General features: G+C 63.7%; 10 protein-coding genes. 3 read left to right on the plus strand and 7 right to left on the minus strand.

Going from position 1 to position 14,350, the window contains the following annotated elements; genetic code table 11:
- Positions 1–73: 73 nt before the first annotated feature.
- Positions 74–1,159 (plus strand): tRNA epoxyqueuosine(34) reductase QueG, encoded by a 1,086-nt coding sequence (queG, locus tag RLO07_RS01925; protein ID WP_462290444.1) that lies wholly within the window; start codon positions 74–76, stop codon positions 1,157–1,159.
- A gap of 75 nt (positions 1,160–1,234) precedes the next feature.
- Here the strand turns inward: queG and RLO07_RS01930 are convergent, their stop codons facing one another.
- Together RLO07_RS01930 and orn are read right to left on the minus strand one after the other, a co-directional pair.
- Positions 1,235–1,975 (minus strand): FHA domain-containing protein, encoded by a 741-nt coding sequence (locus RLO07_RS01930; RefSeq protein WP_462290445.1) that lies wholly within the window; start codon positions 1,973–1,975, stop codon positions 1,235–1,237.
- Positions 1,976–2,229: 254 nt separating this feature from the next.
- On the minus strand, positions 2,230–2,793 hold the full coding sequence (orn, locus tag RLO07_RS01935; RefSeq protein WP_462290446.1) for an oligoribonuclease: 564 nt from the start codon (positions 2,791–2,793) through the stop codon (positions 2,230–2,232).
- An 83-nt stretch (positions 2,794–2,876) separates the two neighbouring features.
- On the opposite strand from orn, the gene rsgA reads away from it, so the two are divergent.
- On the plus strand, positions 2,877–3,893 hold the full coding sequence (gene rsgA / locus RLO07_RS01940; RefSeq protein WP_462290447.1) for a small ribosomal subunit biogenesis GTPase RsgA: 1,017 nt from the start codon (positions 2,877–2,879) through the stop codon (positions 3,891–3,893).
- Here rsgA and asd read toward each other — a convergent pair.
- The 4 genes from asd to RLO07_RS01960 form a co-directional block, all read right to left on the minus strand.
- Positions 3,881–4,768: an archaetidylserine decarboxylase gene (asd, locus tag RLO07_RS01945; RefSeq protein WP_462290448.1), complete on the minus strand. Its 888-nt coding sequence runs from the start codon at positions 4,766–4,768 to the stop codon at positions 3,881–3,883. The genes rsgA and asd overlap by 13 nt on opposite strands.
- Positions 4,765–7,875, minus strand: a complete 3,111-nt coding sequence (locus RLO07_RS01950; protein ID WP_462290449.1) for an efflux RND transporter permease subunit — start codon at positions 7,873–7,875, stop codon at positions 4,765–4,767. The genes asd and RLO07_RS01950 overlap by 4 nt, the downstream gene beginning before the upstream one ends.
- A 2-nt stretch (positions 7,876–7,877) precedes the next feature.
- Positions 7,878–9,008 carry an efflux RND transporter periplasmic adaptor subunit gene (locus RLO07_RS01955; protein WP_462290450.1) on the minus strand — a complete coding sequence of 377 codons (1,131 nt, stop codon included), beginning with the start codon at positions 9,006–9,008 and terminating at the stop codon, positions 7,878–7,880.
- Between the two features lie 128 nt (positions 9,009–9,136).
- Complete coding sequence (locus RLO07_RS01960; RefSeq protein WP_462290451.1) at positions 9,137–10,573, minus strand: PhoH family protein; 1,437 nt, start codon at positions 10,571–10,573, stop codon at positions 9,137–9,139.
- Positions 10,574–10,872: 299 nt separating this feature from the next.
- On the opposite strand from RLO07_RS01960, the gene RLO07_RS01965 reads away from it, so the two are divergent.
- The gene (locus RLO07_RS01965; protein WP_462290452.1) at positions 10,873–12,849 is read left to right on the plus strand and encodes a ribonuclease R family protein; all 1,977 of its coding nucleotides are present in this window, start codon (positions 10,873–10,875) and stop codon (positions 12,847–12,849) included.
- Between the two features lie 21 nt (positions 12,850–12,870).
- Here the strand turns inward: RLO07_RS01965 and asnS are convergent, their stop codons facing one another.
- The gene (gene asnS, locus RLO07_RS01970; protein ID WP_462290453.1) at positions 12,871–14,268 is read right to left on the minus strand and encodes an asparagine--tRNA ligase; all 1,398 of its coding nucleotides are present in this window, start codon (positions 14,266–14,268) and stop codon (positions 12,871–12,873) included.
- Between the last annotated feature and the right edge of the window lie 82 nt (positions 14,269–14,350).

Genomic DNA, 14,350 nt, shown 5'->3' on the forward strand with positions numbered 1-14,350 from the left:
TACACTGCCGGATACTGAAAGTTATCGCAAACCCGCGAATTATAGGCAGGTTTCACTGCCCCGGCCCAGCCCCATGGCAACGACACTGACCCAGGAACAGCAATCCCGTTTGCGCCGGCAGCTTGAGCTGTGGGCCGTCGAGCTCGGCTTCGCCCAGCTCGGGATCAGCGACATTCATCTGCAGCAGCACGAAGCCTACCTGCAGAAATGGCTGCAGGCAGGCCACCACGGCAGCATGGATTACATGGAGCGCCACGGCGAGAAACGCGCGCGCCCGGCGCAGCTGATCCCGGATACCTGCCGTGTCATAACCCTGCGCATGGATTACCTCGCCGCGGATTCCCGGCCGGAAGCGGTGCTGGAAACCCCGGAAAAAGCCTATATATCCCGCTACGCCCTGGGGCGCGACTATCACAAGCTGGTCCGGAAGCGCCTCGCGCAACTGGCCACGCGGCTGCAGCAGGCGGCAGGCGGCGGCCAGTACCGCGCTTTCGTCGACAGCGCCCCGGTGCTGGAGCGTGCCCTGGCCGAGCGCGCGGGCATGGGCTGGATCGCCAAGAACACCATGTTGATCAATGAGCGTGCCGGTTCCTGGTTTTTTCTCGGTGAGATCTACACCGATCTGCCGCTGGCGGCGGACCCGCCGCGGGAGGCAAAACACTGTGGCAGCTGCACTGCCTGCCTGACCGTGTGTCCCACCGATGCCTTCGTCGGTCCCTTCCAGCTCGATGCGCGGCGCTGCATCTCCTACCTCACCATTGAGCACAAGGGCAGTATCGACGAGGCCCTGCGCCCGCTAATGGGCAACCGTATCTTTGGCTGCGACGACTGCCAGCTGGTCTGCCCCTGGAACAAGTTTGCCCGGCACAGCAATGAGCCCGATTTCCAGCCCCGCCATGGTCTCCAGGACAGCGACCTGGTGGAACTGTTTCTGTGGGATGAAGCCACCTTCCTGGCCCGCACCGAGGGCTCGGCCATTCGCCGCATCGGCCACGAACGCTGGCTGCGCAACATCGCCGTGGCCCTCGGCAATGCGCCGCCAGCCGCAGCGGTCGTTGCGGCACTGGGTCAGCGCCTGCAGCACCCTTCCGCCCTGGTCCGCGAACACGTGACCTGGGCCCTGCAGCGGCAGCGCGACAAGGGTTCCCACCAGTGCTAGCATCCAGATCCGAACAACGCACCCAGGACTCCTGAGTCGGCGCCAGTGCGGTGCATCACCCTGTTGGGCATTACACTAGTGGGCGCCGCCGGTGTTGTCCCGGCTGCCAGTGCTTTCAATCGTGGTGGTGTCGTCCAACCCTGTTCCGGGCGGGACCCAGGCACTATTGCGGCTCACCCGAAAGATGATGTCGTGAAAGCGGATTTCATCCTGGTTTTGCAACGCGCAACGCCCTGTCATGGGGCGCCCGTTCACCACCGTACCGTTTGCGGAGCCCAGGTCCTCCAGCATGAGCTGGCCAGCATCCAGATCCAGGCGCGCGTGCTGGCGCGACACATGGGGGCTGACCACGGCTATATCGCACTGCAGGGAGCGCCCCAGCACCAGCGAGCGGTCCACTCCAAAACTCAGCCCCGCCAGGGGGCCCGTCTCGGCGGCAAGGGTCCACTCAAAATCCGGCGCGACTTCGCTTTTGCGAAAATAGCGGAGCTGGCCGCCGGTATGACGACGATCGTTGAGTGGCGGGACATTGGACAGCACCCGCCGCTCGACAAACGGGGTTGAACGCACGATTCCGTTGGGGGTGATCTGGAAGAACCAGGCCAGGGCCAGTGTCAGCGGGAAACCCGCCATGGTCACGACCACAATGATCCGGGAGATCCTGTCGCCATCAAGATCCAGCAGGGGGAACAGCACATCGACTATCTGCAGACTGCCCCAGACCGCGAAGAGGTACAGAAAACAGGTCTGGAACACCTTGCGCCGCCGCAGTTCACGGTACAACGCCAGCGCCGTGGACTCCCTCGAATGGCCCATCCCGCGAGTCAATTCAGCTGCCGCGGCCGGTGTTGCAATGCAACCGCCTGCGCCCGGTAAAGTGCTGCATTGTCATGCTCCGGATCCACTGTCGGCAACCGGCCCCAGAGGCCAATGGCCCGCCCATCCAATCACTGCTTGTCTCACGCGAATCCCCTATCCCCCGAAGGTTCGGCCAAGGTCAGGTCAACCGGTTTACTCTTTTCCTCACTATAGATTACCGCCAACGATCTGGGAAAGCGCGAGAGTTGTTTTTATCTGCCACCAGGGTCGGCGCCGGCCCGTAAAAAGTGCTGCCGGTAGTAGCGCAGCTCCGCTATGGACTCGCGAATGTCCTCCAGAGCCTGGTGACTGCCAGCCTTGACGATGCCCTGCTCCAGCTCGGGACGCCAGAGCTGCATCAATATCTTGAGCGTGCTGACATCGAGGTTGCGGTAATGGAAGTAGCGTTCGAGACGCGGCAGGTGCCGGACCATGAAGCGGCGATCCTGGCAGATGCTGTTGCCACAGATAGGCGAACTGCCGGCAACCACCCACTGCTGCAGGAAAGCCAGGGTCTGGTCTTCGGCGGCCGCTGCATCAACGGTACTTGTGCGAACCCTCTCGACCAGGCCGGAGCGCGTGTGATGCGTGGTATTCCAGTCGTCCATGGCTGCCAGCACCACATCTGGCTGATGGATCGCAATCACGGGACCCTCAGCGAGAGTGTTGAGCTCGCTGTCGGTAACAATGGACGCAATTTCAATCACCACGTCCCGGTCTGGATCGAGGCCCGTCATCTCGAGATCCACCCAGATCAGGTTGTCCGGTCGCTGCATGTACCCGTTCTCTTCCCGCATTCCTGGCCGCAGTGTAACAAATTGCCTGTACAGCGCCATGCCGGCACCCAATAATGACCCGCATGAGCAAACGCAAACTGAGCCGTCAGCAGAGCTGGCGCATCAGCAAGATCCAGGATGAACGCACGGCCCGGGCCCAGCGCCGCGGAGCGCGTGGGGAAGATGTCCTCGGCGCGGGTGAGCTGGGTGCCGAGCAGACTGGCCTGGTGATTGCCCACTTCGGCACCCAGGTCGATGTAGAGGCCGACGATGGCAGCACCCGGCGCTGTCACCTGCGGGCGAACCTCGACGGCCTGGTCACCGGCGACCGCGTTATCTGGTGCGCCGGCGATACCACGGGGGTCGTTGTCGCCCGGGAGCCACGCCACAGCGAGCTGCGGCGCCCGGACCCCTACGGGAAACTGAAGCCGATCGCGGCCAATATCGACCAGATCCTGGTGGTGATTGCACCTTTTCCTGAGCCTCACGCCAACCTCATTGACCGCTACCTGGTCGCTTCCGAGGCAGTGGGTATTGAGCCGGTCCTGGTATTGAACAAGTCGGACCTGCTGGACCTGGATCCTGACCTGCGCGTGCGGCTGCAGGCGCTACTGGCCATCTACCCGACCCTGGGCTATCGGTTGCTGGAGGTGAGCAGCCACAGCGGCAGCCTGACCCTGCTGAAGGAGGCACTGCGGGACCGGATCAGCATTTTTGTCGGCCAGTCGGGGGTCGGCAAGTCCTCGCTGGTCAATGCCCTGCTGCCCGCTGCCGGTCTGCGGGTCGGAGCCCTGTCAGAGTTGCGCCAGAAAGGCGTGCATACCACGACTACCGCCCAGTTGTTTCACCTGCCAGCCGGAGGCAGCCTGATCGACTCGCCGGGGATTCGCGAATTCGGCCTCTGGCACATGAGCCGGGAGCAGGTCGAGCAGGGTTTTCGGGAATTCAAGCCACTACTGGGCCACTGCCGCTTTCGCGACTGCAGCCACGAGCACGAGCCGGGCTGTGCGATCCTGGCCGCGGTCGAGGCCGGCGCCATCAGCGCGACCCGGCTGGCCAGTTACCGCCATATCGTGACTACGCTGGGTCAGCCCGCCTGAGCCGCCGCAGGGTCTTCCGCCGGTTGGGCGGCGAGACTGCCCAGAGCCTCGCCCAGGCGCGTTGCAGAATCTGCGACATAGTCAGGCGACCAGTCCACGCGACCTTCCGGGAACAGCAGAATAACGGTTGAACCGAGCTTGAAGCGCCCCATTTCCTCACCCTTGAGCAGACGCACCGGAGCCGGCAACTCGCGATAATCGCGGTGCAGCATGGCCCGGGGCGGTGGCGCCACCTGCCCTTCCCACACCGTTTCTATACCTGCCACCACCATCGCGCCTACCAGCACCATCGCCATGGGCCCCGCCGCGGTGTCGAAATAACAGACCAGGCGCTCGTTGCGAGCGAACAGGCGCTCGACTCCGGCCGCCGTCGTTGCATTGACCGAGAACAGCTTGCCGGGGATATAGCGGGTAGCCACCAGTTCACCATCAATCGGCATGTGTACCCGGTGGTAATCCCGGGGCGACAGGTAAATGGTGGCAAAGTGGCCGTTGCGAAACTGTGCCGCACGCGCCTCATCACCGCCCAACAGGGCCCAGGTCGAGTAGCGGCGACCCTTGGCCTGCAGCAGGCTGAACTCTTCACTGCGGCCGATCTGGTTGATGCTGCCATCTGCCGGGCAGACGATATCGGCCGCCGCCAGGGGCCTCGCGCCGGGGCGCAGAGGCCGGGTAAAGAAGGCGTTGAAACTGGGATAGGCCTCGGGGTAAGGCTCCTCGGCCTCTGCCATGTCCACGCCGAAGGCCCTGATAAAGGCGCTGATCATCAGGTCCTTGAGCCAACGGGGATGGCGCAGTTCCGCCAGGGCCCCGGTGAGCCGGGACAGCAGCTGCTGCGGCAGGAAATACTGCATCATCACGAACAGGGTTTTCATGAGCTCAGATGCTCCTTCTGTACCAGCTGGCGGTTCCGGGCGGCGACATCACGGCCCAGGTACATGTAGACAGCGGGCAGTACATAGAGGGTAAACAGGGTGCCGATCGTCATCCCGGAGGCGATCACCAGCCCCATGGAAAAGCGCGCGCCGGCCCCGGGGCCCGAGGACAACAGCAGCGGCACCATGGCCAGCACCAGCGCCGCGGTGGTCATCAACACTGGCCGCAGGCGCACCGAGGCCGCCTCCTCGATGGCCTCGCGCTTGGCCATGCCTTCATCCTGCAGGCGGTTGGCGAATTCCACAATGAGGATGCCGTGCTTGGAAATCACTCCAATCAGGGTGACGAGCCCGACCTGGCTGTAGATGTTGAGAGTGGCACCATTGACCTGGAACAGGGCCAGAACATTCAGGCACAGCAGCGCTCCGGAGATCGACATGGGCACGGTCACCAGCATGATGAACGGGTCGCGGAAGGATTCGAACTGGGCCGCCAGCACCAGGTAGATCAGCAGCAGCGCAAAGAAGAAGCTGGCAATCAGGGTGCTGCCTTCGGTCTTGAACTGGCGGCTCAGCCCCGCATAGTCGACACCGTACTCGCGACCCAACTCCCCGGCGACGATGGTTTCCAGGGTGGCCAGGGCCTCGCCCAGCGGCACGCCGGGGCGCGGCAGTCCGCTCAGCGTCACCGCGTTGAGCTGCTGGAAACCTGGTAACACCCGCGGTGTCACCTCATCGTCCAGCGTGACCAGGGTCGCCAGCGGGATCAGCTTCCCGCTTCCGGTACGCGTATGATAGTTGTCCAGGTCTTCCGGGTTCAGGCGCTGGGTCCTGCGCACCTGGGGGATAACCTTGTAGGACCTGTCGTGCATGGCAAAGCGATTGACGAACCCACCCGACAGCAGGGCGGAGAGGTCATCACTCAGGGTCTGCATGCTCACCCCCAGCAGGGCGGCCTTTTCGCGGTCGACACGAATGCGCTGCTGCGGCTTGTCCAGTTGCAGGTTCTGCTCGATGAAGATGAATTTGCCACTGGCACGGGCCCGCGCCAGCACTGTCTCGGCGCTGTCGTACAGCACCCGGTAATCCAGCGTACTGTTGATCACGAACTCCACCGGAAAAATGCCGGGGGAAGGCAGCGGCGGCGGGTTCACCGCGTTGACCTGGAGCCCGGCTATGGCCGCGGTGAGTGGCTGGATGGTTTCGTTCAGCACTTCTGTGGAGCTGCGTTCGCGCTCGCCCCAGGGCTTGAAGATGAAACCGCCAAAAGCGCCATTGTTGCCGCCACTGCCCCCGGGATTTTCTCCATTGAACAGGAAGTTGACCACGATTTCCGGCGTGTCGCGGGTAATCCGGCCGATCTCCGCGCTGTATTGCTCGATGTATTCCAGGGTCACGTAGGGGTCTGACTCGGCGAGGTAGAAGATCAGGCCCAGGTCTTCCGCCGGGGCCAGTTCCGCGGGCGACCTGACGAACAGAAAGTAGCAGGATGCCAGGATCACGGCCCCGAACACCAGCACCCCCGCGCGGTCATCCAGCACCCGGTCCAGGTCCCGCTGGTAGACCCGGCGCAGGGCCTCGAAGCGCCGATCCAGCCAGCGCTCAAGGCGGTTGTCGGCGCTGTCCTCAGTGCTTTGCAACATCTTCGCGCACATCATCGGCGACAGGGTCAGGGCCACCACGCCGGAGATCAGTACCGCGCCGGCCAGGGTGAAGGCAAATTCAGTAAACAGGGTCCCGGTAAGGCCACCGATAAAGCCGATGGGCAGGTATACCGCCACCAGGGTGGTGGTCATGGCGACGATGGGCCAGGCCAGCTCCCGCGCACCCTTGAGCGCAGCCTCTGTGGGCGTCATGCCATGTTCGATGTGACGGTGGATGTTTTCCACCACGATAATGGCATCGTCCACCACGATGCCAATGGCGAGGACAAAGGCAAGCAGCGTTAACAGATTGATACTGAACCCCATCAGCAGCATCAGGAACAGGGCGCCGACCAGGGACAGGGGCACCGCCACTGCCGGGATCAGCACTGAACGCATGGAGCCCAGAAACAGGAAGATCACCAGGATCACGATCAGCATCGCCTCGACGATGGTAGCCTGGACCTGGCTGATGGCGGCCTCGATATAGACCGTGGCATCGTAGTTGATACTGCCCTCTATTCCCTGCGGCAGGCTGGGAACGATGTCCCGCTCGTAGACTTCCCGCACCCCCGCGATCACCTCCAGGGCATTGGCGTCACTGGCAACACTGATGGGCACGAAGACCGCGCGCTGGTCGATGACCATGGCAGAGCTGCTGTAGGCTTCGGAGCCCAGCTCCACCGTGGCCACGTCCTGCAGGCGGATGATGGCGCCATCCTTTTCCCTCAGCACGAGCTGGCGAAAGCCCGCCTCCGAGGTGATGTCCGTGTCCGCCTTGAGCGTGACCTCGACCATGCTGCCGCGGGTCGCCCCCACCGCGGAGAGCACGTTGTTCGCCTGCAGCGCCGCGCGCACGTCACTGGCGGTGAGATCCAGCGCCGTCAGCCGCTCGCTGTCCAGCCAGATGCGCATGGCGAAGATATCGGTGGTATCCGCGCTGGCGCGCTGCACCCCGGGCAAAGTCGCGAGCTTGGGCTCGACCTCCCGGATCACGTAGTCCGCGACCCGGTTGATGGGCAATTCAGTGCTGGAGAAGGAGATGTACATGGTGCCCACCTGCTCTCCCACCGCGAGGGTCAGCACCGGGTCCTCCGACTCCCGGGGCAGCTCGTTGCGCAGCTTGTTGACCTTGGTGACGACCTGGGTCAGCACTTCGTCCGGATTGGCGCCGGCACGCACATGGGCCGAGATCACACTGAGTCCGCGGGTGCTGTTGGAGGTCAGGTAATCGATATTCTCCGCGGTGGCAATCTCCCGCTCCAGGGGCGTGGTAATAAACCCCTTGATCAGCTCCGCGTCGGCACCGGTGTAGGTGGTCGACACCGTGATCACCGCGTTTTCCAGCAGCGGAAATTCGCGCACATTGAGTTCCCCGGCCGCGCGCAACCCCAGCACCACCAGGAACAGGCTGACCACGGTGGCCAGCACCGGCTTGCGGATAAACAGGTCGGTGAATGCCACGGTCAGCGATTTTCCGGTTGCGGCTGCAGGCTGCTCGCCGGAGGTGAGCTGTTGTCCACCTGCACCGGCACCCCGCCATCAAGCTTCAGCAGCCCGCTGGTAGCCACCACCTCACCGGCTTCAAGGCCTGACGCCACCGCAATCATGTCACCCCGCGGCGGGCCCAGCTCGACAAAACGCTGCCGCACCGTACTCTGGCCGTCGTCCTGCTGCTCCACTACGTAGACAGAATTGCCGTAGGGACGATAGGAAATGGCCGTCGCCGGCACCACGATCTGGTCGCGCGGCTCCCCGAGAAGCAGGCTGACCCGGGCGAACATGCCCGGCCGCAACTGCTCGCCAGGATTGTCGACCAGCGCCTGCAGGGCGATGTTGCGGGTATCCGGGTCAACCGCCGGAGCGATGGCGTTGAGGGTGCCACTGAAGGTTTCCGGCCCCAGCGCCTGGACCCGTGCCGTCAGTGCCATCCCGGGTGTGAGTTGCGGGATGTGGCTGTCGGGCAGGGTGAAATCGAGGTAGAGCCGGTCCAGCGCCTGCAGCTCGACAATCGGATCCCCCGCCAGCACATACGCACCGACATTGACGCGACGAATGCCCAGCCGGCCCGCAAACGGGGCGCGCAGTGTTTTTTGTTCAATCCGCGCCTTCTGCGCCGTGACCCGGGCCCGGGCCTGGTCCAGCTCGCTGGCACGCCGGTCCAGTTCCGACTCGGAAATGTTGCGCTCGCGCAGCAGGGACTCCGCCCGCTTCAGCTCCGCAGCTGCCAGGGCCTGCGCCGCTTCCAGCACTGCCAGTTCGGCCCGGTCCGGCGCCGCGCTGAGCTCCAGGATCACATCCCCCGCCGCCACCGTGGCACCATTGTCGAAGTTCAGCCGGGCGATGATGCCGGGCACCTCCAGCGCCAGCTGCGCGCCGTTGATGGGCGCCAGGGTGCCCACGGCATCCACGCCGGGTTGCCACTGCACCCGTTCTGCCGCCGCTGCGGTGATGGTCACCAGCTGCCGCGGCATGTTGTCCATGGCCCGGTTCATCATCTGCTGGCCATACCACTGCATCGCGAACAGGCCGCCAAACACCAGCAGCGTGGCCAACAGCATGAGCCACATGCGCTTGCCAAAGAGGAACTTTTTCATGGGTACCCAGTTACAGAAAAGGACAGGATGCTCGGAACGCGCCCGTGCTTGCCGGACGCAATGATACTGATTCGATGGCCCGAGTGAAACCGCGGCGCGGCGCTACCGCCGCGCCGGGATGGGAAAGACTACAGATTTTCCTCTGCAAAAGCTGCCAACCTGGAGCGCACGATACCATTGACGTGCATGATGCCGGCGTGGGGATAGGCCTTGGTCTTTTCCACCAGGTAGGTGAGACCCGAGGTCAGGGGTGAAATGTACTTGTTGTCGATCTGCGCAAGGTTGCCCAGCACCACGATCTTCGAGTCGGCCCCGACCCGGCTGATCACCGATTTAAGCTGGAATTGGGTCAGGCCCTGGGCTTCGTCGATGATGATGTAGGCGTTGTTGAAGGAGCGTCCGCGCATGAAGTTGAGCGACTTGAACTGGATGTTGGCCCGCTCCTTCACATAGGCGATGCTGCCATGGCAGGACTCGTCGGTGCCGTGCAGGATCTCCAGGTTGTCGTCGAAGGCCGCCAGCCAGGGCGCCATCTTCTCCTCCTCGGTACCCGGAAGAAAGCCGATATCCTCGGCAATGGGCGGGGTGGAGCGGGCCACGATAAGCTTGCTGAACCGCTTCTGCTCCAGGATTGCATGCAGGCCATAGGCCAGGGCCAGCAGGGTCTTGCCGGAGCCCGCAGGCCCGGTCATCACCGTCATGTCGACATTGTCGTTCTCCAGCAGGGACATGGCCATGGCCTGCTCCAGATTGCGCGGTGTAAGCCCCCAGAAGCGGCGGTGCATCAACTTGTCCCGGCTGTCACAGCGCAGGTAGACATAGTCACTGTCGATGCGCTTCACAAAGGCCATGAAGTCCTGGTCGTCGTAAACGAACATATTGGGGTAGGCGCCGGGCAGCGAGCGCCGCGGAATCCGGTGCAAGGTGCAATCGCCCTCGCGCAGGGTGTCGACCTCGGAGATCCCGGACCAGAAGTCACCCTCCACGTGCTCGTAACCGCGGGCCAGCAGGTCGATATCATCCAGCACCCTATCTCGGCGATAGTCCTCCACGTGCACCAGACCCGAGCCCTTGGCCTTGATCCGCATGTTGATGTCCTTGGTCACCAGGCAGACGAAGGCGCCGGGATTTTCCGCCTGCAGGCGCAGGGCCACGTTGATGATGCGGTTGTCGTTGGCCTGGTCCTGGGTGGCGTCGAGGTAGGGAATGTCGCTGGCATCGCTGAGCAACTGGTCCGGGTAAATGGCGAGAGTGCCCAGCGCCCCTTCCAGGTTGCTGCCCGGAATCGGCACGCCCTCCTGAATATCCCGGGGCGAGGCGACGTCCACCACCTTGTCGATGATCTGGATCGCGATCCTGGCCTCGCGGCTGACGGTCTTCTCGTGCCGGTCCTTGATGTGGTCCAGCTCCTCCAGCACGGTCATGGGGATCACGATGTGGTGTTCATTGAAGGCGGTGACAGCGTTGGGGTCGTGCAACAGGACATTGGTGTCCAGGACATAGGTTTTCTTGACCACGGCTTTGAGGGTGGTTTTTTCTACGCGCAGGGGCGAGCCTGGGTCCATAGCGGATTCCTCATGAGGGCGGGTGACGGTGACAGGGGCAAGGGGGTCGGGCAGGATACCGGCAACGGGGGCCGGGCAGGGGTTGGACGAAGCGAACAGCGTGTATTCAAAAGCGCTTCCCGGTTGGGGCGAAACCACAGCGTTGGCTTGATTACAAACCCTGCCCGGGAGAATGTCAACGCACAATACCGCCCCAGTTCGGTGCATGTGCCCGCCTCGCACAGCGAATCCTGACAGGGCCGATCTTTTCGGCTACGATAGCCGGCTCATCCATTCCCAGCCAAAGACGTTACCCCGCGATGCTCAACCCGGACTCACTCGCCCAGCTGAAGGGCCTTAAATCCCAGATGGAGGCCGAGAAAGAGCGGGCCGAAGCGGTGATCAAGGGCACCCAGTCCCGCTACGGCTTCGCTGTGCTTGACGACGGTCGGGAAGTCTTCATTCCGCCGGACGAGATGCTCAAGGCATTCCCGGACGACAGGGTGTGGGTCTGTATCCGCCCCTCCGGCGACAACAAGACCATCGCCGCTATCGAAAAGCTTGTCGACAGCCCGCTGGGGGACTTCAGCGGCCGCTGCGTGCGCAAGGGCAATGCCCTGTTCGTGCAGCCGGACCTGCCCCAGCTCAAGCGCTGGCTGTTCATTCCCCCTCACGCCCGCAACGGCGTGCGCGAGGGCGACTACGTCCGCTGCGCCATACTTCGCCACCCTATCCGGGATGGCAAACCCCAGGCCAAGATCCTCCAGGTGCTGGGCAATGACGACACCCCCGGCATCGAAAACCTGTACTGCATGGCCAAGTACCGGCTGGCTCCAGCCTGGAGCACACCGGCGCTGAAGGACATGGAGAAGCAGCTTGCCGAATGCCGGCCGCTGGCAACCGAGCGCCGCCGGGACCTGACCGATCTCGAGTTCGTCTCCATCGACGCCGCCAAGACCCAGGACATCGACGACGCTCTCTACGCCGATATCAGCAGCGACGGCTGGACCCTCTACGTTGCCATCGCCGACCCCACCGCCTGGATTCCCGAGGGTTCCAGCCTGCAACAGGACATCGCCGCCCGCAGCACCTCGGTCTATTTCCATGGCGACGTGCTGCCGATGCTGCCGGAGCAGATGGCCCAGGACACCTGCGCGCTGTCCGAGGGCAATGACCGCGCCGCCCTGGTGTGCAAGGTCGCTGTCAGCGACAGCGGCGAGGTCGGCAGTTTCGAGTTTATCGAAGCCACCGTGCGCTCCCGGGCCAAACTGTCCTACTTCGCGGTGGACCGCTACCTGAACGGGAATGGCGACGACCTGATGAGCCACGCCACCCCGCTGGAGGCGCTGTACCAGGTTTATCGGGCCCTGCGCGGTCGCCGCGAGGCCGATGAACTGGTGATGGAGGATCGCCGGGAGTTCCGCTGGATCCTCAATGACCGCAAGCAGATTGAGTCCATCGAGCCCCATGACAAGCTGCTGTCACAAAAGCTGGTGGAAGAGTGCATGATCGCTGCCAACCGTTGCGCGGCCCGCTTCCTGGCCGAGCGCGAGGCCAGTGGCCCCTTCGTCACCCACCCTGGCTTTCGCGCCGATCGTATCGACGAGTGCCGCAAGTTCCTGACCCTGCATGCACCGGAAGCCGCGGAGCTGGACCCGGCCAGCCGCGAGGGCTATCGCGACATCATGCGCCACCTGGCGGGCAGCGCCAATAGCCTGCCCCTGCGCGCCATGGTCAATCGCCTGCTGACCCGGGCCGAGCTGTCCACCAAGGCCGGATTGCACATGGGCATGGGGCTGGAGTGCTATACCAATTGCACCTCACCGCTACGCAAGTACGTCGACTTCCTGGTCCACTTGCAGATCAAGGCCGCACTGCACGGCAAGCAGCCGGATCTGGTGACCCGGGAACAGCTGGCCGTCCTCAAGGAACGACTTGCCAACGCCCGCGCCGCCACCCGGGAAGCAGAGCGCTGGCTGGCGAGCAAGTACCTGGCGCGCCAGGCGGCGTCGCAGCCGACAGGTTTCAGTGGCCGTATCATCCACGTCAACAGTTCCGGCTTCAGCGTACGCCTGGTGGACTGCGGCCTGGAGGGCTTTGTCGACCTGCGCAAGGACCCGGAGAAATTCAGCTACGACAAGTGGACCGCCAGCCTGACCAGCACCACCCGCCGCTTCCAGCTGGAGCAGGTGGTGGAGCTGGACTATATCGGTACGGACACCGACAACGACTACCAGGCGCTGTTCCGCCTGCGCCCCGACAGCGGCCTGAAGCCGCCCAAAACCGCTGCGGAATAAGCGCGGCAGGATGCTCCCGGCCTAAAAACTGGCGTTGCCCGGCGTGCGCGGGAAAGGAATGGCGTCGCGCACGTTTTCCATTCCGGTCACGTAGTTCAACAGGCGCTCGAAACCCAGGCCAAAACCGGCGTGGGGGACGGTGCCATAGCGGCGCAGATCCCGGTACCACCAAAGTTCCTCGCGCAAGTGGGGGTCCATGCGTGCATCCAGCACCTCCAGGCGCTCCTCCCGCTGGCTGCCACCGATGATTTCGCCGATGCCCGGTGCCAGCACGTCCATCGCCGCCACCGTGCGCCCGTCATCGTTCAGGCGCATGTAGAAGGCCTTGATTTCCCTCGGGTAATTCATCACCACCAGGGGCCGCCCGACATGGGTTTCCGCCAGGTAGCGCTCGTGCTCGGAGGCCAGGTCCACACCCCAGGCCACCGGGAACTCGAAGGATTTGCCGCAGTTCTCCAGGATGCGGATCGCTTCGCTGTAGTCCAGGCGCTCAAAGGGGCTGTCGATCACCGTGCGCAGCCGCTCGATCACCGTGCTGTCCACCCGCTGCCGGAAAAATGCCATGTCGTCCTCGCGCTCCTCCAGCAGCCGCGTGAACAGATGCTTGAGCAGGCTCTCCGCAAGGTCGGCATTGGCGTCGAGATCGGCAAAGGCAATCTCCGGCTCCACCATCCAGAATTCCGCCAGGTGGCGGCTGGTATTGGAGTTCTCCGCGCGGAAGGTCGGACCAAAGGTATAGACCTTGCTCATGGCCAGGCAGTAGGCCTCCACTTCCAGCTGCCCGGAGACCGTCAGGAAGGCATCACCGGCAAAGAAATCCTCGCTGTGGTCCACGCTGCCGTCGGGCCTGCGCGGCAGGTTGGCCAGGTCCAGGCTGCTGACCCGGAACAGCTCCCCCGCCCCCTCACAGTCACTGCCGGTGATGATCGGCGTGTTGATCCAGTGGAAGCCGTGATCGTAGAAGTAGTTGTGAATGGCGTTGGCCAGGGTATTGCGGACCCGGGTGATGGCGCCGAAGGTATTGGTCCGCGGGCGCAGGTGGGCCTGGGTGCGCAAATATTCGAACGTGTGCCGCTTCTTGGCGATGGGGTAGGCCTCGGCATCCTCCACCCAGCCCACCACCTCGACTTCGCTGGCCTGGATTTCCAGCGCCTGGCCCTGGCCCTGAGAGGCCACCAGTTCACCGCGTACACAGACCGCGCACCCGGTCGACAGCTTCAGTACTTCACTCTCGTAATTACCCAGGCTTGCCGGCGCCACTGCCTGTATCGGGTCGAACGAAGAACCGTCGTGAACGGCGAGGAAGGAAATACCCGCCTTGGAATCGCGCTTGCTGCGCAGCCACCCGCGAACAGTGACAGTGCTGCCCAGGGGCAGGTCACCCCTGAGGGCGGCGGCGACCGAAACGTGTTCAAGCATGACCATTGTCTCCCGGGAGGATAGAGCGAGCGGCGCAGGATACCCAAACCGCGGGATACCCGCCAGTGCCGGGCCCAGGCGG

The sequence above is a fragment of the Haliea sp. genome (assembly GCF_040221975.1).
Classification (GTDB): Bacteria; Pseudomonadota; Gammaproteobacteria; order Pseudomonadales; family Halieaceae; genus Haliea.